This window comes from Amycolatopsis sp. WAC 04182 (assembly GCF_003947465.1).
In the GTDB taxonomy this organism is placed as follows: domain Bacteria; phylum Actinomycetota; class Actinomycetes; order Mycobacteriales; family Pseudonocardiaceae; genus Amycolatopsis.
Map to the genome: position 1 here is coordinate 24,458 of NZ_QHJJ01000011.1, position 23,428 is coordinate 47,885.

Annotated in this window: 22 protein-coding genes; 17 read left to right on the top strand and 5 right to left on the bottom strand. The window is 68.2% G+C overall.

The window, feature by feature from the left end; translation table 11 throughout:
* The first annotated feature begins 33 nt into the window (after positions 1–33).
* Together DMH01_RS40985 and DMH01_RS40990 are read left to right on the top strand one after the other, a co-directional pair.
* Positions 34–798 carry an ABC transporter ATP-binding protein gene (locus DMH01_RS40985; protein ID WP_125684889.1) on the top strand — a complete coding sequence of 255 codons (765 nt, stop codon included), beginning with the start codon at positions 34–36 and terminating at the stop codon, positions 796–798.
* Between the two features lie 11 nt (positions 799–809).
* Positions 810–1,571 carry an ABC transporter permease gene (locus tag DMH01_RS40990; protein WP_125684665.1) on the top strand — a complete coding sequence of 254 codons (762 nt, stop codon included), beginning with the start codon at positions 810–812 and terminating at the stop codon, positions 1,569–1,571.
* Between the two features lie 9 nt (positions 1,572–1,580).
* Here DMH01_RS40990 and DMH01_RS40995 read toward each other — a convergent pair whose 3' ends face one another.
* Positions 1,581–1,811, bottom strand: a complete 231-nt coding sequence (locus DMH01_RS40995; RefSeq protein WP_034307403.1) for a hypothetical protein — start codon at positions 1,809–1,811, stop codon at positions 1,581–1,583.
* Between the two features lie 44 nt (positions 1,812–1,855).
* Positions 1,856–2,743 (bottom strand): alpha/beta fold hydrolase, encoded by an 888-nt coding sequence (locus tag DMH01_RS41000; RefSeq protein ID WP_125684667.1) that lies wholly within the window; start codon positions 2,741–2,743, stop codon positions 1,856–1,858.
* Positions 2,744–2,847: 104 nt separating this feature from the next.
* Here DMH01_RS41000 and DMH01_RS41005 point away from each other — a divergent pair, with 104 nt between their 5' ends.
* Positions 2,848–3,369: a CGNR zinc finger domain-containing protein gene (locus DMH01_RS41005; protein ID WP_125684669.1), complete on the top strand. Its 522-nt coding sequence runs from the start codon at positions 2,848–2,850 to the stop codon at positions 3,367–3,369.
* A 360-nt stretch (positions 3,370–3,729) separates the two neighbouring features.
* On the opposite strand, the gene DMH01_RS41010 is transcribed toward DMH01_RS41005, so the two are convergent.
* On the bottom strand, positions 3,730–4,506 hold the full coding sequence (locus tag DMH01_RS41010; protein WP_125684671.1) for a hypothetical protein: 777 nt from the start codon (positions 4,504–4,506) through the stop codon (positions 3,730–3,732).
* A gap of 96 nt (positions 4,507–4,602) precedes the next feature.
* Between DMH01_RS41010 and DMH01_RS41015 the strand changes: the two genes are divergently transcribed.
* Positions 4,603–5,160: an SMI1/KNR4 family protein gene (locus DMH01_RS41015; RefSeq protein WP_125684673.1), complete on the top strand. Its 558-nt coding sequence runs from the start codon at positions 4,603–4,605 to the stop codon at positions 5,158–5,160.
* Positions 5,161–5,319: 159 nt separating this feature from the next.
* Positions 5,320–6,105, top strand: a complete 786-nt coding sequence (locus DMH01_RS41020; protein ID WP_125684675.1) for a trypsin-like serine protease — start codon at positions 5,320–5,322, stop codon at positions 6,103–6,105.
* Positions 6,106–6,167: 62 nt separating this feature from the next.
* Here the strand turns inward: DMH01_RS41020 and DMH01_RS41025 are convergent, their stop codons facing one another.
* Positions 6,168–7,313, bottom strand: a complete 1,146-nt coding sequence (locus tag DMH01_RS41025) for a hypothetical protein (protein WP_125684678.1) — start codon at positions 7,311–7,313, stop codon at positions 6,168–6,170.
* Positions 7,314–7,772: 459 nt separating this feature from the next.
* On the opposite strand from DMH01_RS41025, the gene DMH01_RS41030 reads away from it, so the two are divergent.
* The 3 genes from DMH01_RS41030 (at position 7,773) to DMH01_RS41040 (ending at position 11,253) form a co-directional block, all read left to right on the top strand.
* The gene (locus DMH01_RS41030) at positions 7,773–8,432 is read left to right on the top strand and encodes a DUF4255 domain-containing protein (protein ID WP_125684680.1); all 660 of its coding nucleotides are present in this window, start codon (positions 7,773–7,775) and stop codon (positions 8,430–8,432) included.
* Positions 8,429–10,417, top strand: coding sequence for an ATP-binding protein (locus DMH01_RS41035; protein ID WP_125684682.1), 1,989 nt, complete (start codon positions 8,429–8,431; stop codon positions 10,415–10,417). Before DMH01_RS41030 ends, DMH01_RS41035 begins: the two co-directional genes overlap by 4 nt.
* A gap of 113 nt (positions 10,418–10,530) precedes the next feature.
* A complete protein-coding gene (locus DMH01_RS41040; RefSeq protein ID WP_125684684.1) occupies positions 10,531–11,253 on the top strand; it encodes a DUF4157 domain-containing protein in 723 nt (240 codons plus the stop codon).
* A 182-nt stretch (positions 11,254–11,435) separates the two neighbouring features.
* Here the strand turns inward: DMH01_RS41040 and DMH01_RS41045 are convergent, their stop codons facing one another.
* Positions 11,436–14,765, bottom strand: a complete 3,330-nt coding sequence (locus DMH01_RS41045; protein ID WP_233621869.1) for a hypothetical protein — start codon at positions 14,763–14,765, stop codon at positions 11,436–11,438.
* A gap of 188 nt (positions 14,766–14,953) precedes the next feature.
* Between DMH01_RS41045 and DMH01_RS41050 the strand changes: the two genes are divergently transcribed.
* The 9 genes from DMH01_RS41050 (at position 14,954) to DMH01_RS41090 (ending at position 23,427) form a co-directional block, all read left to right on the top strand.
* Positions 14,954–16,501 (top strand): phage tail sheath subtilisin-like domain-containing protein, encoded by a 1,548-nt coding sequence (locus tag DMH01_RS41050; protein WP_125684686.1) that lies wholly within the window; start codon positions 14,954–14,956, stop codon positions 16,499–16,501.
* Between the two features lie 15 nt (positions 16,502–16,516).
* Complete coding sequence (locus DMH01_RS41055; RefSeq protein WP_125684688.1) at positions 16,517–16,960, top strand: phage tail protein; 444 nt, start codon at positions 16,517–16,519, stop codon at positions 16,958–16,960.
* Positions 16,961–16,964: 4 nt separating this feature from the next.
* Positions 16,965–17,405 carry a hypothetical protein gene (locus DMH01_RS41060; RefSeq protein WP_125684690.1) on the top strand — a complete coding sequence of 147 codons (441 nt, stop codon included), beginning with the start codon at positions 16,965–16,967 and terminating at the stop codon, positions 17,403–17,405.
* Entirely contained in the window at positions 17,402–17,560 is a 159-nt protein-coding gene (locus tag DMH01_RS41065) for a DUF6760 family protein (protein WP_125684692.1), read from the top strand. The genes DMH01_RS41060 and DMH01_RS41065 overlap by 4 nt, the downstream gene beginning before the upstream one ends.
* A gap of 7 nt (positions 17,561–17,567) precedes the next feature.
* Complete coding sequence (locus tag DMH01_RS41070; RefSeq protein ID WP_125684694.1) at positions 17,568–19,970, top strand: hypothetical protein; 2,403 nt, start codon at positions 17,568–17,570, stop codon at positions 19,968–19,970.
* A gap of 11 nt (positions 19,971–19,981) precedes the next feature.
* Positions 19,982–20,428: a phage tail protein gene (locus DMH01_RS41075; RefSeq protein ID WP_125684695.1), complete on the top strand. Its 447-nt coding sequence runs from the start codon at positions 19,982–19,984 to the stop codon at positions 20,426–20,428.
* Between the two features lie 2 nt (positions 20,429–20,430).
* A complete protein-coding gene (locus DMH01_RS41080; RefSeq protein WP_125684697.1) occupies positions 20,431–21,195 on the top strand; it encodes a LysM peptidoglycan-binding domain-containing protein in 765 nt (254 codons plus the stop codon).
* Positions 21,188–22,960 carry a VgrG-related protein gene (locus tag DMH01_RS41085; protein ID WP_125684699.1) on the top strand — a complete coding sequence of 591 codons (1,773 nt, stop codon included), beginning with the start codon at positions 21,188–21,190 and terminating at the stop codon, positions 22,958–22,960. Before DMH01_RS41080 ends, DMH01_RS41085 begins: the two co-directional genes overlap by 8 nt.
* A gap of 185 nt (positions 22,961–23,145) precedes the next feature.
* Positions 23,146–23,427 carry a PAAR domain-containing protein gene (locus DMH01_RS41090; RefSeq protein WP_125684701.1) on the top strand — a complete coding sequence of 94 codons (282 nt, stop codon included), beginning with the start codon at positions 23,146–23,148 and terminating at the stop codon, positions 23,425–23,427.
* The last annotated feature ends 1 nt before the right edge of the window (position 23,428 follow it).

Sequence of the window (23,428 nt, forward strand, 5' to 3'; positions counted from 1 at the left end):
CGTTACTAGGTAGCTTTCGAGAAGGGCTGAATGATGGTCGCGCGGCAAACCGAGGCGATCCGGGTGCGAGGCCTGGAGAAGTCGTACAAGGCCCTGCATGTCTTACGAGGTGTGGATTTCGAGGTGGCGCGGGGCAGTATCTTCGCCCTTCTCGGCTCCAACGGGGCGGGCAAGACCACGGTCGTGAGAATCCTGTCCACGTTGCTCAAAGCGGACGCGGGGACGGCGACCGTCGACGGCTTCGACGTCGCCACGCAGTCGTCGAACGTGCGGGAGGTCATCAGCCTCACCGGTCAGTTCGCCGCCGTCGACGAGATCCTCAGCGGGCGCGAGAACCTCGTGCTGGTCGCCCGGCTGCGGCACCTGAAACGGCCGGGCAGGATCGCGGACGACCTGCTGGAACGGTTTTCGCTGACCGACGCGGGCGCGCGGAAGGTGTCGACGTATTCGGGCGGTATGCGCCGCCGGCTGGACATCGCCATGAGCCTCATCGGGAACCCACCGGTGATCTTCCTGGACGAGCCGACCACCGGGCTCGACCCCGAAGCGCGGATCGAGGTGTGGGCCGCGGTGAAGGAACTCGCCGCCCGCGGCACGACGGTACTGCTGACGACGCAGTACCTGGACGAGGCCGAGCAGCTCGCCGACCGGATCGCGATCCTCCACAAAGGACGGATCATCGTGAACGGCACCCTCGCCGAACTGAAGCGGCTGCTCCCGCCCGCCGAGGTCGAATACGTCGAGAAACAGCCGTCTCTCGAGGACGTCTTCCTGGCCATCGTCGGCGCGGACAAGTAGGGGAGAAGACGATGAACAAGCACTTCCTCGGCGACACGGCCGTCCTGCTGGGCCGATCGATGAAACACGTCACACGCAGCATGGACACCATCATCACGACCGCGATGATGCCGGTCGCGATGATGCTGATGTTCGTCTACGTCTTCGGCGGCGCGATCGAAACGGGGACGGATTCGTATGTGAACTACATGCTGCCCGGCATCCTGTTGATCACGGTCGCGTCAGGCGTCGCCTACACCGCGCTCCGGCTCTTCACCGATATGAAGAGCGGGATCTTCGAACGCTTCCAATCCCTGCCCATCGCCCGCTCGGGCGTGTTGTGGGCGCACGTGCTGACCTCGCTGGCCGCGAATCTGCTCTCGCTCGTCATCGTCGTGGGCGTCGCCCTTCTCATGGGCTTCCGTTCCGGGGCGGGCGTCCTGACCTGGCTCGCGGTCGCCGGCATCCTGCTGCTGTTCACGCTGGCGCTGACGTGGCTGGCCGTCATCCCCGGTCTCTCCGCGAAATCCGTCGACGGGGCGAGCGCGTTCTCCTACCCGCTCATCTTCCTGCCGTTCCTCAGCTCGGCGTTCGTGCCCACCGCCACCATGCCGGGCCCCGTGCGCGCCTTCGCGGAGCACCAGCCGGTGACGTCGATCGTCAACGCCCTCCGTGACCTGTTCACGCGGCAGCCGGTCGGCGCGGACATCTGGATCGCCCTGGCCTGGTGTGCCGGTCTCCTCGTCGTCGCGTACTTCTTCGCCACGATCACCTATCGTCGCAAGATCTCCTGACCCCGCCGGTCAGTCGTCCGGGCCGCGCAAGGTGAGGACCACCCGGAGTACGTGTTCGACGGCGGCCGGGAACGCGGCCCCGCGTAGTTCGCCGCGGTTGGCGAGGGTGCGCCCGGCGAAGTCCAGCATCCGGTCCTCGCCGAGACGCCGGACGGTCAGCGTCGCCACTTCCTCGAGATCGAGTTCGGGATGATCCATGCGGGTCAGCGCGAATTCGATGAGCAGCTGTTCGTCCGTCACATCACACCTCCGTCTCGTTCCGAGGATACGGAGGCGCCGGACGGTCAGCGCACGGTGCGGCCGAGGAAGTCCCTGATGAGGGCGGCGATCTCCGGACCGTGCGTCTCCAGTGCGAAGTGTCCGGCGTCGAGGAGATGCACTTCGGCGTCGGGCAGATCGCGAAGGAACGCACGGGCTCCGTCGGCGCCGAAGATCTCGTCGTGCTCGCCCCAGGTGACGAGCGTCGGCGGCCGGTGCTCGCGGAAGTACCGCTGGAAGGCCGGGTAGGCGTCGAGATTGAACTGGTAGTCCCAGAACAGCTGCAGCTGTACCTCCTTGTTGCCGGGGCGGTCGAGCAGGGCCTGGTCGAGGGTCCAGGTGTCCGGGCTGAGCCGGTCCAGCCGGTCGGCGGGGACGCCGTGGGTGTACTGCCAGCGGGTCGCCGCGGGCTCCAGGAGTTCACGCACGGCTTCTTCGTGGGTTTCGCGGTCCTTGGCGTGCGCGAACAGGACATCCCAGAACGGGGTGAAGCCATCGACGTAGGCGTTGCCGGATTGCACCACCAGCGCGCTGACTCGCTCCGGGTGACGGCTCGCGATGCGGAGCCCGATGGGTGCCCCGTAGTCCTGGAGGTACAGGGCGAAACGGTCCAGGCCGAGCGCGTCGACGAGTCCCAGGGTGATCGCGGTGAGGTTCTCGAACGAATAGTCGAACTCGTCGACGGGCGGGGCGTCCGAGTGGCCGAAGCCGATGTGGTCGGGGGCGATGACGTGGTAGCGGTCGGCCAGCGCGGGGATCAGCTTGCGGAACATCTGCGACGACGTGGGGAAACCGTGCAGCAGCACCACGGTCGGCGCGGTGGGGTCGCCTGCCTCCCGGTAGAACACGCTGCGGCCGTCGATGGTCGCCGTGTGGTGGAAAACCTCGTCGGCGGACCGGGTTTCTTCGGACATGGGGAGTGCTCCTAGCTCTAACCGTCTAAAACTCTTTGAACGGTTAGAGCCAAGCATGAGGTGACCTAACCTGTCAAGCGGTTGACGGAGGGTAGGATGGTGCTGTGCCGCAACGCCCTTTGGTCGGCGAGCCGATCGCTCTGGACCTGCTGAACACCACGTGGCCCGATCGTGGTGCGCGGCAGGACGTCTTCGATGAACCCGGCGGCGTCGGCGCCTGGCTGGCCGAATGGGACCTTCCGGATACGCCGGGCGCGGAGGAACCGTTGCGGCACACGCGTTCCGTCCTGCGCGAGGTGCTCGAGAACCCCGGCGCTTCCGCCGAGCGAGCGTTGAACGAGGTGCTGGCGCGCGGCCGGTTGCGGCCGGAACTGCGGCAAGGCGGCCCCGAAGAAACGATCGAGGTCGAGGAAGAGGCTTGGCGGCCCGCGTGGCTCGCCGCATACGGCTACTTGAGCCTGCTTCGCGCGCGCCCGGAACGGATCAAGCGGTGCTCGGCGTATCCGGCGTGCACGCTGTACTTCGACGACACGACCCGCAACGGCACCAGGCGATGGTGCTCCATGGAAACCTGCGGCAACCGGGCGAAGGCCGCTCGTCATTATCGCCGCGAACGGTCGGTCTAGGGGCTGTCCTGCAAGTGGTTCGGGTCTTCGCGCCCAGGTGTCGCGAAAGGCCTCTCTTCGGGGCGGCGGTGTCCGATTAGGCCGGTTTTAGGGGTTTCATGAAGAGGGTTATCGAGAAGTAAGTCAGAGGTGGCGTGTTGCGAAAGCCACTTTCGCGACGTCTGGTGTCCCGAAAGTGGCTTTCGCGACGCGAACATCGGGGCGCCGGCTTCGAGGGACGCGGAGGTGTCGACCGCGACACGTTTGCCTTGCCCCTCAATAGAACCCTCCTTGCCGAACATTCCGGTCAGCGAAAGCGTCCTTTATGGACACTCGGGAGGCGCAGACTTACAGGACACCGCTAGGCCGTCCTTTGAGGATTTACCGCCGGAACCAACGGCGCCGCTGCACCGCGTCGGCGGGCTGTAGTCCCAGGCTGCCGGTCAGGAAGAAGGTCCCGGTCACGATGTTGCCGCGCGCGGGCGGCTGCTCCAGGGCGGTGGCCGCGATGGCGACGTCGAGTTCGATCGCGGCGATGGTCCGGACCCGGATCCGATGGAATGCCTTGCTGGTAACGGTATTCACAGGACTTTCGGTCTCGACGACCTCGCCGGCGAACAGCGCGTGGGCGGAGGGCGCCCAGCCGGGCGAGGGTTCCTCGAGCGTGAAGGTGCCGGACGGGATGAAGTGGTCGGCGGCGAACTGCGGTCCGTCGCCCTGCGATGCCGCGTAGGCCTCGGCGTCGGCGTGCACGGTGACGTCTTCGGCCAGCGCCGCCAGCACCAGGGAACCAGACTCGAGCCGGCCGCCCGAGTGGGCGAGGACCGCTCGGTCTTCGAGTTCGACCGCGATGGGGCAGATCATCTCGCCTGCGACGCCGTCGAGGAGTTCGAGCATCGCGGTCTCGTCGTCGACAAGGCGTACGTCGCGCACCGGAACCGCGGGCGCCGTGCCGGCCAGGCACGGCAGGAGGAAGTCGATCTCTCCCTTGCGGACCTGTGCGACCAGCCGGGCGCCGGAGGAATCCGTCCACACGTGCTCGCTGATCTTCTTGTCGATCGGCCGGGCCGTGCCCGCGCCGATCAGGGAGACCACCCGTTCCCTGAACTCGTCCTCGCTGGTGACGCCGATCCCGATCGCCTCGAAGTGGCTGGCCATGATCACTCCCCCTGGTGCATCGTCCGCCGGAGACTACTGGCCTGCCCGAACGAAGGTCATCCGGATTTCCGCGGCGTTTCCGGAATACTGGCCGTCATGAACCAGACCGCCCGCGAGTTCGCCCGGTTGCGAAGCCTGATCGAGCGGGAACTGCCCGGTGCCGCGCCGTTCCTGCCCGGCGCTTCCGAGCGCGAGCTCGACCGGCTCGCCACCGAGACGGGGCTTGTCCTGCCGTCCGACCTGTGCGCCCTGCTGAGCGTGTCGGCGGGCCAGGACGACCCCGACCAGCTGAACGGTCCGCTCAACCACCAGCATTTCCTGACCATCGACGAGATCATCGAGATGCACCGGATGCTGACCGACGTGGTCGGCGACCTGGCCACGCCCGTCGAGCAACCTTCCTGGTTCCGGTGGACGGTGTGGTCGGAATCCTGGCTGCCGTTCCTCGCGTTCCAGGGCGATTGCTACCTCCTCGACCTCGATCCCGGCGACCGCGGCACCGCCGGTCAGGTCGTGTCCCGCCCTAACGTGCCCGACCTCGATGAACCGAAAGCGCCGTCGCTCACCGCTTTCCTCGCCCGTGCCGCCGACCTCGTCGAAGCCGGGCACGCCGAGGTCGAAGAGAGCACGTTCGTCATCCCCGAGCTCAGCTGAGGCGCGCATTCACCATCGGGTCGCTTCTCGTGGTGCGACGTCACGCTGGGTCGGCCATTCGGCCGATACGCACCCGGCCGATGAGCCGATCCAGTCGTGATCATCACCCCATAGCGTGACGACTGTCAGCAATTCGTCGTCTACGGGGAGTTCACGATAATGCTTCGCAAAACAGGCGTACTGATGGTGGGGTTGGCCGCGGCGGGAGCGGTGCTGGTACCGGGGATCGCGGCGGCGGCCGACGGGCCGACGCCCTACGTCATCGGCGGGCACGACGCCACCGAGGACTATTCGTTCATGGTGTCGTTGCAGCAGGACGGGAACCACTTCTGCGGCGGCTCGCTGATCAGTGAGAACTGGGTGGTGACCGCGGCGCACTGCGTGCGGGGAGCGCAGCCGGACCAGGTCAGGACCAGGATCGGGGCGCGACAGCACAACAGCGGGGGCACCGAGACCGGCGTCAGCAAGATCATCGTGCACCCGGACTTCGTCGGGCAGAACCCGCCGGGCGGGGACATCGCGCTGGTGCGATTGGACAAAGCGGTGACCGAGAAGCCGATCAAGATCGCCGAAGCCGTGGGCGGCGCGGGGACGGCGACCCGGATCCTCGGCTGGGGCGAGCACTGCGCCGAGCAGAACTGCGGCGCCCCGGAGATCCTCCAGGAATTGGACACCAAGGTCAGGCCGGCGGAGGATTGCCGCAATCTGGCGACGGGCAAGGAGATCTGCACCGGTTCCGACACCCCGGACGCGATGGGCTGCTACGGCGACTCGGGTGGACCGCAGATCAAGGGCAGGCCGGGCGAGTGGGAACTGGTCGGTGCCACCAGCCGCGACGGTGACGCGGATCCGAAATGCGCCAGCGGTCTGGGCATCTGGACCGATGTGACGGTGTACCGGGACTGGATCGCCGAGCAGACGAGCCGAGAGGCGACCGTGGCCTGATGCCGGGGACGTGTCGCGAAAGCCACCGGAAGCGGCTTTCGCGACACACACTCCCGACGCGGTTACCGGCGGGTTTTCTCTTCCAGCGCACGGCGTCGAGCGGACACCTCGTCGGGGTCGTCCCCGAGGACCAGTAGTTGCAAGGTACTTTGCCTGATCGGATTGTCCGTGTGGCCGGTGTCGTGGCCTGCCACGATGAGCAGGCCACCGTCCGCCAGCGCCGGGCGCACCTCGGCGAGCAGGTCGGTGAGCGGGCCGTCGACGGTCAGCTTCACGGACTCGGCGGGGTGGTCGAGGGCGTCGGGGCGGACGGACTGCATCGCCAGCAACGGGATCGAGCCACTGGTGATCCGGAAGTTCAGGTCGAGCACGACCTGCTGGCCGTCCTGGGTTTGGGCGCAGTCGAGGCTGCACAGGCCGCGGTAGCCGACATCGGCCGCGCGCTGGGTGATCGCCAGGCATTCGGCGAGCAGTTCGGCGGGAGGAGTGGTGACCGCGCCGAATCTGCCGCCGGTGTAGATCCCGGTCTCGTCGACGCGTTGTTCGGTCACGGCGAGCAGGCGAGCCCGCGCGTCCGCTCCCACGTAGAACTGCAGGCCCCAGTTGCGCAGGATCCGCAGGTACTCCTCGACGACGAACTCGCCGAGCACATCGGTGAACGCCGGCAGCGTGATCCGCTCGTGGGCCCGGTGCAGATAGACATCGAGGCTGCCGCCGTGCGCGTCGTTGGTCGCGGCCTTGAGCACCCACGACTTCTCCGACGGCGCCGCCTCCGCGAGTTGCGCGCGGGTCACGACGCTGCGGTGCGCTTGGAAACGGGGGTCGACCAGCGTGGTGATGCTGGCTTTGTTGTTCAAGTAGCCGACGAGTTGCGCGCTTTTGAGCGCGCGTTCGTCCGGGCACAGCGTGGTCGGCTGGGGGTACTCCATCGACATCAGCAGGCCGTCGGACATCGCTTCGGTCACGCGGGCGGCGAATTCCCCTTCGCTTCGGAACTCGCGCAGATCGGTGCCGACAGGCAGGCCGCTGTCACGCAGGAGCGCCAGCAGATCCGGGTCCGTGCCACCGGCGCTGCAGATCACCGGCAGGTCGGCCGCGACGGCGATCGGTCGTGCGGAGACAACGTCACGGCTGTGGCGGTGCTTGTTCACTGGTTCGGCGGCGGCCAGCTCGGGCCGCGCGCAGACGGCGATGCCCGGACCGTACACATCGGTGAGCGAACGAGGAGCGCTGACGGCGTACGGCAGAACTACGGGGACACTGATGGAGGATCTCCTGTGGAGTGAGTGAGTCGGACCGGCCGGAACCGGCTGTGGTGTGCGGGTGGAACGAGGGAACCGGTGCCGTCGGCCGGGCAGGCCTGCTGCCTGTCCATCGCGGTGTGGCTCGACCCGGCGTAGTGGGCCGGCATACCTGCCGCCGAGGTCAGCTGAGTGCCTCGGTGAAGCGCGGCAGTGCCAGGGCCGGTCGTCGTGGGTCAAACGGGGGTTCGAAGGTGACCATATAGCCGAGGGCCTTCGATTGACCAACTTGGGCACGTTTCGTTATCGGTCGCCGGGCGTTGCCCGTACGGGCAGACGGGCGTACCCGAAGGTCTGCCGCTGCGCGGCTGGCCGGACGGCGCCGCCGCGATCATCGTGGGAAGACCGCCGTCCGAGGAGGTCCGCGTGATCCATGAGGTCGATGAGGCGCTGCGGCGGTTGGTGCGCGACGCGGCCCGGCGCGGCAGCGAGATCGAGGTCGCGTTCGACGCGCCGACCAAGGAATGGGCGGCGCGGCGCAACGCTCCCGCGGTGAACGTCTATCTCTACGACGTACGTGAGGATCTGCGGCGCCGCTCGCGTGGCCTGCTCAACGAGTACGACCCGCTCGGCAAGGTCGCGGCGCGGCACCTTCCGCCCCGGCACATCAAGCTGTCCTATCTCGTCACCGCGTGGACGCAGCGCCCGGAAGACGAGCACCGCGTGCTGTCCGACCTGTTGCTCGGCCTGCTCTGCCACGACGCCGTCCCGGAGTCGGCGCTCACCGGGTCGCTGGCGGAGATGGGCCTGCCGGTGCCGATGACGGTCGCGTTGCCGCCGCCGGAGGACCGCGCGTTCGCCGACGTCTGGACCGCTTTGGGCGGCGAACTGAAACCGTCGCTGGACGTCGTCGTCTCCGCTCCGGTCCACAGTGGACGGGTGTACCCGGCCGAACGGCCGCCGCAGGAAGGCCTGAAGCTCGACACCCGCGACGGCGAGTTGATCGGCCACCATGTGGCGGAGAGCGGGGCGGTCGAAGGGCAGCGCCGGGTCGCGATGGCGCGCACCCACCGGAAGTCCCGATGAGCCTGGAATACCTGTTCGAGCGGTTGGCCCGGCTCGAACAGCGGATCCGCGACGCGGTCGAAAGCCGCCGGGCCGCCGACCCGAACCCCGACGACCCCTTCCGCGGGCTGTACCTGTCGAACGAGACGATCGACGCGCTGCTGGAGGGCCACCGCGAGCCGTTCCCGCCGTTCACGGACTCCGTGCCGGACGGCCGCCTGTACCCGTTGGCGAAGCGCGCGGGGCTCACCGGTGTCGACGTCGAACTGCTGCTGGTCGCGCTCGCGCCCGACCTCGACAGCCGGTTCGAGCAGTTCTACGGCTATCTCAACGACGACGTCACCCGCCGCCGGGCGACGGCGGGGTTGGCCTTGCGCCTGTGCGGCATCCCTGAAGCGTCGGCCGCCGGCCGGGCGCGGCTCGACGCCGACGCTCCACTGATCACCTGTGGCCTGCTCACCATGGAGGAGCAGGAACGTCCCTTCCTGTCACGCACGCTTCGTGTACCCGATCGCGTGGTGAACCACCTGCTGGGCGACGATCGGCTCGCCCCGGAACTCGCCGGGTGCGCACGCGTCGGTACCGACTTCGCCGACGTGGCCGGTACCGATCGGCTCGCCCGGGCGATCAGCGGCCAGGTCGGGTTGGTCTATCTGCGGGAGCATCCCGGTGGAGGTGCCGAAGAACTCGGCGTCGCGGCACTGACCGCCGCCGGTTTTCCCGCGCTCGTGGTCGACGCGACACGGTGGCAGGCGGATTCCGGACGGGGCGAGCTCACCGGTTCGCTCGTGCGGGAGGCGTTGCTGCGTGGTGCGGGCTTGGTGCTGGGCCCGGTCGACGATTCCCCGCGGCTGGAGAAGCTCGCGCATCCCGCGGTCCCGTCGATCGTGCACGGCACCGGGGCCTGGGACCCTCGGTGGAGCGCCATCCCGCCGTTGCAGCTCGACGCCCTTCCGCTGTCCGTGGCGAGCCGGGTGGATCTTTGGCGCGGCCACCTCGACGGCGGGCTCGCGCCGGATGTGGACCCCGCGGAGGCGACCGCGCATTTCGTGCTGGGGCCGGGGCAGATCGCCCGCGCGGCGAAGGCTGCGTCGGTGACGGCGCTGGCCGAGGGCGGGCCGGTGCGAACGTCCCACCTGCGCGCGGGCGCGCGGAGCCAGAACGCGGCCGGACTGCAGCGGCTCGCCCGGCGGATCGAACCCGCGGTCGGCTGGAGCGACCTCGTGCTGCCCGCGGGCGTACTGTCCCTTTTGGACGAACTGGCCGCGCGGGCACGCTACCGGGACCAGGTGCTCGACGTGTGGCGGATGCGGCCGGGCGGCGGCCGCGGCCGGGGTGTGACGGGGCTCTTCGCCGGGGATTCGGGGACGGGCAAGACGATGTCCGCCGAGGTCATCGCCGCTTCGCTGGGGCTGGATCTCTACACCGTGAACCTGGCGACGGTGGTCGACAAGTACGTCGGCGAGACGGAGAAGAACCTGGAACGGATCTTCACCGAGGCCGCCGGTGTCAACGGGGTGCTGCTGTTCGACGAGGCGGACGCGATCTTCGGCAAGCGATCCGAGGTCCGTGACGCGCACGACCGGTACGCGAACATCGAAAGCGCCTACCTGTTGCAGCGGATGGAAACCTTCGACGGCATCGCGGTGCTGGCCACCAACCTGCGGGCGAACCTCGACGAGGCGTTCACCCGGCGGCTGGACGTGATCGTGGACTTCCCGTTGCCGGACGTCGAGCTGCGGCGTCAGCTGTGGGACCGCTGCCTCGGCGCCCGGATGCCCCGGGCCGGCGACCTGGACCTGGGTTTCCTGGCCGAAGCGTTCGAACTCGCCGGAGGACACATCCGCTCGGCCGCGGTGACCGGCGCGTATCTGGCCGCGGAGGCCGGCCGCCCGGTGGCGATGTCGGATCTGGTCGGCGCGGTCGCGCGGGAATATCGCAAGCTGGGCAGACTCTGCCTGGACCGCGAGTTCGGCCCGTACCTGGCGATGGTGACCGACGGCTGACCCTGCCCGTTCGGGCAGCCGATGCCGCCCGTTCGGCCGCGCACAGCTGCCTGGTGCGAGGCGCGGCGACGGCGCAAGCTGGCAGGCAGCGTAGCGACCCGAGGGAGCGGACCATGCGCGGGCACAGTCACGAAAACGACCTCGAACCGAGCCTGCGGCCGAAGGGCGATCGGGCAGACCGGGACGAGGGTGGCCTGCTGGGCCGCGCCGCCGCGGCCGGGCGCACCGATGTCCTCGGCCCCGCGGGCATGCTGGATCTGCAGCGCGCGGTGGGGAACGCCGGGGCGAGCACGCTGGTCGAGGAGGAGCGCTCCCCGGTCCACGACGTGGTCACCTCGGGCGGCGCGCCTCTGGACGCCTCGACGCGCACGGACATGGAGGGCCGCTTCGGGCACGACTTCGGCGACGTCCGGGTGCACACCGACGGCGCGGCGCACGATTCGGCGAAGTCCGTCAACGCGCAGGCCTACACGGTGGGTTCGAACATCGTCTTCCAGCGGGACAAGTACGACCCCGGTTCGGATTCGGGCAAGCACATGCTGGCGCACGAACTGACGCACGTCGTTCAGCAGCGGAGCGGGCCTGTCGACGGGACCGACGCCGGGGGCGGGGTGAAGGTTTCGGATCCCTCGGATCGTTTCGAGCGCGAGGCCGTCGCCAATGCGGACCGGTTGATGTCGACGCCTGCTGCCGGACCCGCTGTGCAGCGCTGTGCGGACGACGGCGAAGCGCACGTTCAGCGCGAAGAAGCTCCTGAGGCCGAGGAAGGCGAAGAGGAGAAGATGGCGCAGACGTACGTGCAGCGGGAGGAAGAGGCCGAGGAAGAGGCTTCTTAAGGGGCAAGCCAAACCCGTTCGTCCGGGGTGGGGGCGGAGCGAAGCCGTGACTCGCGTGCTTGGGCGCGTAACTCGCGTGTTTGGAGACGTAACTCGCGTGTTACGTCTCCAAGCACGCGAGTTACGTTTCTGATCACGTGAGTGGTGGGCAGCGGTGCGCGAGAAGAAGTGGGCGGGCCGGCCTAGCGCAGGCCGCCGGGGCCGCTGAAGTCCGGACCGACCGCGGTATCGTAATGGTCGCCGCCGGACTGCTTCGCCCGGTTGCAGGCTTCGCAAAGTGCTTCGATCTTCGTGCCGTCGACGAAGAATTGCTCTCGCGGCCTCTGTGGTGAGTTGTGACCCGTGTGCGTCCAGTGTGTCGCGGCACCTTCCTTGTGATCGAGTTCCAAGATCGACAGCGGGGCCAGATGTGCCGATCGGTTGCCCTTCTTGTAACCGGGGCACCAGAACTGGTCGGGGTAAGCTGTCGGACCGTATTTCGCCAGCTTCGCGTCGATCGCGTCTTGGCGTTTCGCGGGCCTGTGATGATCGTAGTCGCCCGGAGAACCGTAGAAGGTCCTCCGAATGGTTTTCGCGTAGTCGGGATGGACATGATCGTCGAGGACGTACTTTCCGCCTTTCAACAGGTCGATGTCGAGCACTCGACCGATCATGGCGAGCCGGCTGATCATCTGTCCGGAGTACGATTCGAGGGCGGCTTCGAGTTGGTTGGCCTGCCTCGTGTCCGGCTGTTCGAACTTGTACTTGACGATATCGCCTTCGTACTTGACGACCGTTTCCTGAATGCCTTGCAGGTGACTGATGACTTCGGGGTGCGCCTTCACGGCGTCGCTTCGCAAGGCGTTGTACACCTTGGCGGTCAACCGGTCCTTGTCGCTGGCCATCATGACGACGTGTTTGCCGCCCTGGTTCTCCAGGAACACGTGGTGGGTCTTACCCTTCATCGTCACGGTCTTCTTGCCCATGAGACGGGCAAGGAAGGCATCCTTGAGCCGCTTCGCGCCGGCGGAGACGGCGGCACCACCTTTCTTGACCTTCGACCAGATCTTCTTCCCCGCCTTGACGATCGTCCCCACGACCGTGTCGATCACCTTGCCGACGGGGGCCTGGACCTTTTCCAGGATCGACTTGATCTTCTCCGAGATCCCGCCCAGCCCGAGCAGGCTCGCCAGGAACCCGAGCACCATCGGCAACGCCTTGGCCAGGGTCCGCTCGATCAGTCCCGCCACCGCGCCCGCCCCGCCCCGGGCGATCGACTCGACCGAGTCCAGCACCGACGAGACGAACTCCTTGATCTGGGCGGCCTTGTCGACGAAGAACAGCACGATGTCGTAGATCGCCTTGCAGGCCTTGATGAACGCGGCCGCCGGGTTGAGCATCGAGATGATCCAGGTGATCCCCGCCTTGACGATCTTCTCGATCACGAATTCCTTGATCCGGCCGAGCACCATCTCCTTGAGATCGCCCAGCTTCTCGACCACCCAGCGCCAGAGTCCCGGCACGCCTTCGGTGATCAAGATCTTGACGACCTCGAACGTCTGCTCCAGCTTGGCGAGCACGGGTTCCGGGATGAAGCGGAGAATCCGCGCACGGACACTCGCCCAAGTGAGCCCGAGGAGCGACATGACCATCTTCAGGATGCCCTTGGCGTCCAAGGTCTCCGGGATCTCGATACCCGCGCTCGCCAGGTTCCCGAGCAGCCAGCCCTTCAGGCCGTCCTTGAGATGCTGCACGATGTTCGCGCCGAAGTTCAGGACGCCGGTCTTGACCGCGTTGACCAGGTTGCCGAGGAACTCGATCGGTTTGGCGATGATCAGGCCGATGGCGTTCGCCGCCCGCGACAGCACGCTGAGCAGCATGTCCTTCAGCTTGAGGATCGTGTCGATCGCGCCGCCGACCGCCTCCTTCGCCTTGTCCCACAGGCCTTTGTTCTCCGCCTGCAGCGTCTTGATCTCCTCGTCGACGGCGTTGCGGGCTTCGCTGTACTTCTGCGCCAGATCCTCGACCAGGGACTGCTGTTTCTCGTCGACGGAGCTCTCGAGTTCGTCGAACTGGCCGCCGAACTCCTTGGCGGCCTCGCCGGCGATCTTGCGCAGCGCCGGGGATTGCGAGCCGACCTTCTGCCGCACTCGCTCGCGGCCTTCGGCGATCAGCCTTTTCGCTTCACTCAGCTGCTGCCCGACGAAATCGGCGATCTCGCCGATGACGCCCTGCATCTTCGACTCGTAGACCTTCTTGGCTTCGAGGAAGAGGTTGTTCGCCTCGGCGGGCAGGCCGGCGAACAGGTCGTAGCTCCAGCGGGCCGCGCCGGTGACGCCGTCGTAGCGTTCGTCCTTGTACTTCTTCATCCGGGACTGGTGGTCGGCGGTGAACGCGGCCTTCGCCGCCGCTTCGCCGGTCTCGAACCGTTTGGTCACTTCGTCGTCGAGTGCGCCGAGGACCCCTTCGACCTTTGTCTTGGTCTCCTCGAAGATCGCCTTGATCTCCCCGGTGATCCGGGCCCGGTCCTGCTCGTCCTTGGCTTTCGTGGCCGATTTCGCCGCCTGCCCGCGTTGCCCGGCGGACGATCGTGCGCCGGTCATGCCCGCCATCGAGGCCTGTCCGGACGCCTGCGCCGCGCCCGTGACGGCGGCCAACTGGCCCGCCTCCGATTCGCGAACCGCCGCGGGTGCCGAGGCCGTGTGCTGTTCGCCTTCTCGTTTCGCCGCGAGCGCGCCGGTGAACTCGGGTTCGTTGGAGTGTGCCAGCTGCTCGTCGGTGACCCCGGCCTCGGTCATTTTGCCGTGGGTTTCGCACTGGTCGGCGCGCAGGTCGGTTTGGCCGGGCGGGGCCTTGTCCGGTGTGGCCTTGCGCGCGTCCGGTGGCGACAACGCGGGCGTCGGCGGGGTCTCCGGCAGTGGTTTCACCGGCTTTTCCGTGGCCCTGCTGGTATCCGGCGCTTCCTTGGTGCGGTCGGTGACGTCTTTGGCGGAAGCGTCCTTGCCGCTGGTGACCTTGCCCAGCACCTCGGACTTGATCTGGTCCGCCTTGCCCGAGGAGGCGAACTTGTCGGCTTCGTCGAGATTCTTCGGTGCCTGCTTGGCCACGGCGGCGTTGACCGCGGCGACGAAGGCGGCCTTGTCGAACCCGACCGGTTTGGCGGCGGCCATCTTGTCGGCCTGCGCTGCCTTGGCCTGGGCCTCTTTGTCGTCAGCAGGCGCGACCGAAGCGTCTTGTGCCTTCTTGACCTCCGCGCCGGCGGGCGGATGCGCCTTGGCCGCTTTCGCCTTTCCGCTGACGTCCTTCTTGAGCGACTCGAATTTCGGGTCCGACGTGGGGGTCACACCCGTGGGCGCGACCGGGGGAGCGGGGCAGCTGCTGCGCTGCAGACCGACGAGGCGGGTCACCGCGGCGTTGCCCGCGGTGGCCTGCAACCGCAGCAGCGCCGGCGGGGTGGCGCGGCGCGCGGGCTTGACCGGCCGCGCGGATTCCGCGGCCGGGGCCTGTGCCATTTTGTCCCGGCCCACCGGCATGTCTTCACTTTCGGCTTGGCCGGGCCGGTTGCCAACAGCCGGAAGGGCGGGCCACGCCGCCCGAACGGGCAGTTGCCTCTTCGGGCAGAGATTGGTTCCCGCTGACCTATCCGCTCGGTCGTTTCGCCGCGAACGCGCACGCAGGAGCATCGCCGATGACAGAGAGTACGCCGACAGGGGAGGCTCGCATGCCCACCTATCTCACGCCGGGTGTGTACGTCGAGGAGATCGAGGCGGGCGCCCGGCCGATCGAGGGTGTGGGCACCGCCGTCGCCGCCTTCGTCGGTTTCGCGGCGGACGGCCCCTTCAACACCCCCACCCTGGTGTCCAACTGGACCCAGTTCACCCAGACCTTCGGTGACTTCGTCGAAGGCTGCTATCTCGCGCAGTCGGTCTACGGCTATTTCCTCAACGGCGGTGCGAACTGCTACATCGTCCGCATCGGCGGTCCGCGGGGCGACGGCGGGACCAACGGTGCGGCGCCGAAGGAGCCGACGCGTCAGGCGGTGCTCGGTGGCTACCGTTTCGTCGCGAAGGAGCTCCCGAGTGGCGGACAGGCCGGTGAGCTCACCGTCGAGGTCGCGGAACCGGCCGGTGAGAACCCCGGCGACGACCGGTTCACCGTGCTCGTCAAGAAAGACGGCAAGGTCGTCGAGACCCACCACGTGACCACCAAGCGCACCAAGGAGAACGTCGTCACGGCGGTGCGGGAGAAGTCGAGCTTCATCACGATCGAAGAGCTCGCGACCGCCGGCGCGGTGGCGAAGCCGGACCGTGGCACCGCCGTGCTCACCGAGCCGCCGCAGCCGCCGCCCGTCCCGCGTCGCATCGCGGCCGACGACTATGTCGGCGACGTCGCCGATCGCACCGGTTTCGGTGGCTTGGAGGCGATCGACGAGATCACCATGGTCGCGGTGCCGGACCTGATGGCCGCTCACCAGCGTGACCTGATCGACCTCGACGGCGTCAAGGCCGTGCAGCTGGCGATGATCGCGCATTGCGAGCTGATGGGGGACCGGATGGCGATCGTCGACCCGCCGCCCGGCCTCAACCCGCAGGAGATCCGCACCTGGCGGATGGACCAAGCCGGGTACGACTCGAAATACGCGGCGTTGTACTACCCGTGGGTGCAGGTGCTCGACGCCGCCAGCGGGACCAATACGTACGTGCCGCCGAGCGGGTACATGGCGGGGGTGTGGGCGCGCACCGACGCGACTCGCGGTGTCCACAAGGCACCGGCGAACGAGGTCGTCCGCGGTGTGCTGGCGCTCGAGACGCATCTGACCAAGGCGGAGCAGGAACTGCTCAACCCGATCGGCGTGAACTGTGTGCGCTCCTTCGCAGGCAAGGGGATCCGGATCTGGGGTGCGCGGACGTTGTCGAGCGACCCGGCGTGGCGCTACCTCAACGTGCGGCGGCTGTTCAACTACCTCGAGGAATCGATCCTCAACGGCACCCAGTGGGTCGTGTTCGAGCCGAACGACGACGCGTTGTGGGCCCGGATCCGGCGCACGATCAGCGCTTTCCTGGTGATGGAGTGGCGCAAGGGCGCGTTGTTCGGCCTCACTCCCGACGAGGCCTTCTTCGTGAAATGCGATCGGGAGACCAACCCTGCCGAGGGGATCGATCTCGGCCAGGTGATCTGCGAAGTGGGCATCGCGCCGGTGAAACCGGCGGAGTTCGTGATCTTCCGGCTGGCGCAGATGTCCGGCGGCACCAGCCTGGTCAACGAGTAGTGAAAGGGCTCCGAAATGGCACTTCCCGATCTTGACAAGGCCGTCGGCCACTCCTTCGGACTCGAGATCGACGGCGTCCAGATCAAGCAGATCTCCGAGGTCTCCGGACTGAAGATGGAGCAGGACGTCATCGAGCTCAAGCAGAACACCGCGGACGGCAAGTACGTCATCAAGAAGCTCCCCGGCCGCCCGAAGGCGGGCGAGGTGACGCTGACCCGTGGGCTCACCGACGACAGCTGCTTCGAGAAGTGGGTGAAGGACGCGCACTTCGGCAAAATGGGTTCCGCTCGTAAAGGCGGAGCGATCATCGTCTACGACTACGAAGGCACCGCGCTCAAGCGCTACAAGCTCACCAACGCGTGGCCGAAGAGCCTGGAGATCGGTGCGCTGAAGGCGGGCGACACCAGCGTGCTCACCGAGAAGCTCGTGATCACCTACGAGCAGATGGAAGTCGAGTGAGCACATGCGCAGGGTGATGGCGTCGGCACCGGCCGAGGAAACCTCCGTCATGCCGGAGGTGGACGCGCGGCCGAAGCTTCGGACCGAGTTCGCGTTCGAACTCCCGCGCGGGTACGTCGACGACGCGGGGAAGGTGCACCACTCAGGCGTGATGCGGCTGGCGACCGCGCGGGACGAGCTCGTCCCGCTGCGGGACGACCGGGTCCGGGAGAACTCGGCCTTCCTCACGGTCGTGCTGCTGGCCAGGGTGATCACCCGGATCGGCGACGTCACCGACGTGCACGCCGGAGTCATCGAGAACCTGTTCGCTTCGGATCTGGCTTTCCTGCAGGACATGTACCGGCGCGTCAACAGCGAGGGCCATACGCGGGCGGGTGTCGCCTGCCCGGAATGCCGTCACGAGTTCGTCGTCGACGTCGCCGGCGGCCGCCTGGGGGAATCGTGACGTACGCGGCCGGACGGCTGCACGAGGAAGTCGCGTACGTCGCCTACCACCTGCACTGGTCGCTCGACGACATCCTCGACCTCGAACACCCCGACCGGTTGACCTACGTCGCCGAGATCGCCCGGATCAACACTCGGATGAGCGAGGGACGGTGACGCTGCGATGTGGACGTGGCGCAGGAAGGAACCGGGCTCGCCCTCGGAATCGCCGGCACCGGCCACCCTGCCGACGACCCGTGCCGAATGGCGGAGCCTGCCGCCGATCCAGCGCGTCGTCGCCGAGCATCCGCTGATCAACCCGGTGCAGCGCTTCAGTTCCTCGCTGACGTCCTGGCGGAGCCCTGCCTACCTGGAGCCGCTGGGCCATCGGGTCGGTCCGGCGGAGCCCGCGGGTGTCATCGGTGGTCTGGCGCACCCGCGCACGACCTCGGCGCGCGTGCCGGACATGCCTGTGGTGCAGCGGTCGGCTCGTAAACGTGGCGTGCTGTCACGCCTGTGGGGAATGTCGGTGCAGCGCACCGCCGAACCGGCTGCTCCGGTGTCCGAAAGCCTTGCCCCCGAACCGGAATCCGTGCCCTCGGCGGCGACAGCGCAGCCGGAGGAGCTGTTGCCGGACGAGCCGGGGCCGGTTTTCGAGCCGACGGCCACGTTCGTGCTCCCGGCCGTCGTGACCGAGTCGCGTGAAGCCGACCGGCCGCCGATGCCGCTGACGTCCGCCGTCGCCTCGGCGCGTCCGCCGATGAGGACAGTCCAGGCGGTCCGGTCCGAAACCCCGAGTTCGCCGCTCCACGAACCGGTTTCCGCGGTCGAGCCCACTCCGGCGCCTGCCGAACCGCTGCCGCCCGAAACTCCCCAACCTGACCTGGGCCCGATCGTGCCGGAGCCCGAGCTGGCTGATGCCGAACCGTTCGAGTCCGTGCCGGTCGGGACTCCGGACCCGCTTCCCGCGGAGCAAACTGCCGAACCACCTGTCTCGAAGGTCGTGACACCGCCGCCGGTCGAACCGCCGCGGCCCGCGCTCCCGGTCGTCCAGCGGACCGAACGGATCGAGCCGGCGCCGCGGCGACTGGGCCTCGGCGCACCGATTCTGCCGGACTCGGGCGATGCCCGGGCTTCGGTGCCCTCGGGTGTCGAGCCGGGTGTCGCCGTGCCCGTACCGGCAGTCGAAGAAAACGTCGCCGCGGCCGACGTGCCCGCACCGGTGGCCGAAGATGACCTCGCCGAGGCGGATGCGCCACTGGCGGGTGCCGTCGAGACCTCGGCGCTGCCGACAGTGCCTGCCGACGAGACCTCGACGCGGGAGCCGGTGGCGCCCGAGCCTCCGCTGCCGGTGGCCCGGATCGTGCAGGAAGAGGCCCCGCTCCCGGTGGCGCGGATCGTGGCGGACGAGGAGTGGGTTCCTCCGGCCGCGTCCGTGGAGACGCCGACGTCGGCCCCGTCCCTGACCTCCACTCCGACGACCGTCCAGCGTTCGGTCGCCGAACCTTCTCGGGAACTTCCGTCACCGGAACGTCTGGACGTGGCGCGGCCCGAGGCTTCGGTTCAGCGGCCGGTGCAGCGCCTGCGCGCCGAATCACCGGGAACACGCGAGAACGCGCCGCCGGTGGACGCGCCGGTCTTGGTCTCCCGGGCGGTCGAACCGCCACCGAACCTGCCGATGGTCACCTCGTCGCGACCTTCCCCCGAGGACACCTTCCACCCGTTCGAACAGATCCGTTCCGCGACAACAGAAACCTTCGAGCCGCCCGGGCCACCGGGCGGCTCGGTGAGCGCCGTGAGCACAGTGAGCCCAGCGCCGACAGCGCCGACATCGACGACCTCGACGTCACCGCTTCCGGTGGCGCGAATCGTCGACGGCGCGGCCACGGCGTCGCCCGCACCGCTATCGGAACTGCCCGTGTCCCGCGTGACGGAGGTTCCGCGGATCACGCGTCCGTTGCCCTCCGTCCGGGTCGTGGGCGGCTCGACGCCCAGGGCCGTCCAACGCGCCGGCGAACCGAGCCCGTTCGTCTCGGCGACGCTCGCGGCGGAGGCAGGCACGGTGTCGCAGGTCGCTCCCCGGAAAGACGTCGGAACGGCGGTGCTTCCCGTCGTGAGAAGCGCCGAACCGGCTCCGTACCCGCCCACGCCGAACGTCGGCACCCCGATGAGCACTGAGCCAATCGGACTTCCCGGGCCGCTACCGGTGGCGAGGAGCGCCGAAGTCGTGAACCACCGGGGATCCACAATGGACACCCTGCGGACCGCGCAACGCACCGCGGCGAGTGAGCCCATCGCCCACGGCACTGGTTTCGTGCTCGACCTGCCGCCCGTCGTCATGCCGCGACAGGCCGAGACGCCGGTCGTCCAGCGTGAGCCGGAACCAGCACCGCCGCCGCCCGCCGCACCGCCGGTCGCCGAGCCGGAGCCCGCGGCGGCGGGGCCGACGGCGGCACCGGCCCCGGCATCGCAGCCGGAGACCGAGGAACTCGTCAAGAAGCTGTTCGACCCGCTGCTCCGGCGGCTGAAGACCGAACTCCGCCTCGACCGTGAGCGCCGCGGCGCGCTCACCGATCGCCCGCACTGAAGGAGAAGCCGATGCCGGACGCGGAAGAAGCCGTCGCCGTTTGCTACGTCGTCAAGCTCGACGACAAGAACCTCGGCAACCTCGGCGCGTTCAGCAGTTGCGAAGGGCTGGGCTGTGAGTTCGTCATGGAACAGCGGGAAGAAGGCGGCAACAACGGTATGGTCTGGCAGCTTCCGACGCGGATCAAGTACTCCAACGTCAAGCTCTCCCGCCCGGTCACCGAAGCCAGCTCGCAGATCACGAAGTGGTTCGCCGACATGGCGAGCGGCATCGAGCGCAAGACCGCGACCATCGAAGCGCGCACCCTCGAAGGCACCGTGATCGCCAGCTGGTCGTTGGAGGGTGTCGTCCCCGTGCGCTGGAGCGGGCCGCAACTTTCGCCCGACTCGCCGAAGGTCGCCACCGAGACCCTCGAACTGGCCCACCACGGCTTTCTCAGCCCTGCGAAGAAGGGCTAGCCATGTCCTCGCCTGTCACGTTCACCTCCGCCGGAGCCCAGCCGCCCGCGGCGTACGGCTCCGGCGAACCGGCGCCGAACAACCTCCAGCGCGCCTTGCTCGAGGTCCGCAAACCTCCGCAGTCCGGCGGCACCGGGCAGCCCGGCGCCAAGATGTTCGAGATCAAGTTCCAGTTCAACCCCAAGGAACTCTCGCTCACCAAGAACGCCAAATGGGGCCGTGATCCGCAGCGCAACGCGAAGAAGAGCGGACCACCCGAGTTCAAGGGCTCGGACCCGTGCAAGCTCGCGCTGGAGATGTTCCTCGACGCCACCGACAAGATGGACGACGCCGTCGTCAAGAAGGTCGAGCAGCTCTTCACCTGCTGTGTCGCCACCGAGGAAAGCCGCCAGCACGGCAAGGGTTCGCCGCCGTGGGTGATCTTCAAATGGGGCGGTATGACCGGCTTCCCCGCCTATGTCGCCAATGTCACCGCGAAGTACACGCTGTTCACGCCGTCGGGTACTCCGGTGCGCGCGGTCTGCACGGTGAACCTGGAGGAGATCGCCGGCGAGCTGAGCGGGCAGAACCCGACCTCGGGTGCGCTGGCGGCACGGGACACCCACGTGTTCGTCGCCGGCGATTCCCTGCAGGCGGTGGCGTTCCGGGCCTATGGCGACGCGGGGAAGTGGCGCGAGATCGCCGACGCCAACGCCATCGACGACCCGATGCGGCTGCGGCCCGGCACCCGGTTGCTTGTGCCGGCACTGGAGGAACTCGATGGCTAACGAGAGTTTCGCGAACAACCTCATCGTCGAAGTCGCCGGCGGCCCGCTGCCCGACGACGTGAAGACGCTGCTCTCGTACGCCTACGTCGACGACAGCCGGAACCTGCCGGACATGTTCGTCCTGCGCTTCCGCGACTCCGGGCACGTGGTGCTGGACAAGGGGAAGTTCACGGTCGGCGCGGAGATCAAGCTGAAGGTGCAGACCTCCGATCCCGAAGGACCGCAGGAGCTGCTGTCCGGCGAGGTCACCGCGGTCGCGATCGACCTCGACCGGATCGGCACCTTCACCGAGGTGCGCGGCTACGACCACGCGCACCGGCTCTTCCGCGGCAGGCGCGTCGCGGTCTACCAGGGGATGAGCGTCGCCGACGTCGTCGCGAAGGTGACTCAGCGGGCCGGGCTGGAGATCGGGAAGATCGATCCGGTCCCCGGTGTCGGCGGGCGCCCGCATACGCAGTTCAGCCAGGACAACGTCAGCGATTGGGAGTTCCTGTCCCGGCTGGCCGAATCGGTCGGCGCCCAGATCGCGGTGCGCGGTGGCGCGCTGGACTTCAGCCTCGCGGAGAAGCCTTCGGCCGCACCCGCCACCACCGCGAAGGCACACACTGACCCGCTGGTGCTCGAGGCGCATCGGACCCTGGTCAGCCTGCGCGCCAGCGTCACCGCGGCCGAGCAGGTGCCCGAGGTCGAGGCCCGCGGCTGGGACATCGAAACGAAGCAGGCCGTGGTGGCCGTCGAGAAGCCGAAGAACGCGGGAACCGAGGTCGAGGGTGTCGACCCGGTCGCGCTCGCGAACAAGTTCTCCAGCCCCAAGTACGTGTCGGCGGATACGCCGCGCCGGAGCCAAGCCGAGGCCAAGGCGGCGGCGATCGCGCTGTCCGAGCGGCTCGGCAGCGCCTGCACCGAGCTCGACGGGGTGGCCAAGGGCAACCCGAAGCTCCGGGCGGGCGCGGCGGTGACGCTGACCGGCGTCGGCAAACCGTTCGCGGGCAAGTACACGCTCACCAGCACCCGGCACCTGTTCAACGCGGAAGTCGGCTACACCACCGAGTTCGCCGTCTCCGGGCGCCAGGAACGGTCCCTCTACGGGCTGGTCGCCGGCGGGCCCAGGACATCGACGTGGGCCGGCGTGGTGCCCGCGGTGGTCAGTGACGCGAAGGATCCCGCGAAGCTCGGCCGGGTCAAGCTGATCTTTCCCTGGCTGGATCAGAACTTCACCAGCAACTGGGCGCGCACGGTGCAGCCCGGCGCCGGGAACCGGCGGGGCGCGATGGTCCTGTCCGAGGTCGGCGACGAGGTGCTCGTGGGCTTCGAGCACGGCGACTTCGAAGCCCCGTACGTGCTCGGCGGGCTCTACAACGGCGCCGACGCGGTCCCGGCGTTCACCACGTCGCCGATCGACGGCAACAGCGGCGAGATCGCCGTACGGGGTTTCGTCTCCCGCAAGGGACACAAGCTCGAATTCGTCGAAAAGGACGGCGTCATCGTCGCGTCCGGGGACGGGAAGCTGGTGGTCAAGCTCGACGAGAAGAACCAGATGATCGAAGTGACCAGCGGCAAGGGCATCACGGTGAAGGCGCGGAACGGGGTGAGCATCGACGCGGGCAGCGGTCCGCTGGAGCTCAAGGGCCAGAAGGTCTCCGTGAAGGCGGCGACCGAAGCGACCGTCGAGGGCATGACGGTTTCGGTCAAGGGGCAAGGCCAGGCGGAGCTGTCCGCGAGCGGTGCCGTGACCGTGCGCGGCGGCGTCGTCAAGATCAACTGAGGGGAGGGCGGAACTGAGATGTATTCGGAAACTGGCCATATGGGTGAACCCGCCTCTGGCCGAAGGCCCCGCTATCGCGGTGGCGGGGCGCCCTGTCCACTCAACGTGACGCGATCTGCCCAGCTGCGCCCTGCCGACGTCGATCGCGGTCGCGGGTTCTTCAACAGACACTGAGGGGAGCAGGCATGCCACCAGCCGCTAGGGTCGGCGACCCGACCGGACACCCGGGCGTCATCGCCGGGCCCGGGGTACCGACCGTGCTCGTCGGCGGGAAGCCCGCCGCCACCGTCGGCACGCCGCACACCTGCTCGTTCCCGCCGCCCGCGGTGCATCCGCCGACGCCGATCGCGCCGCCGGGCTGCCCGACGGTGCTGATCGGCGGGCTGCCCGCGGCCCGCATGGGTGATCTGGCCGCGTGCGGCGCGCCGATCATCCTGGGCTGCCCGACCGTCCTGATCGGAGGCTGAG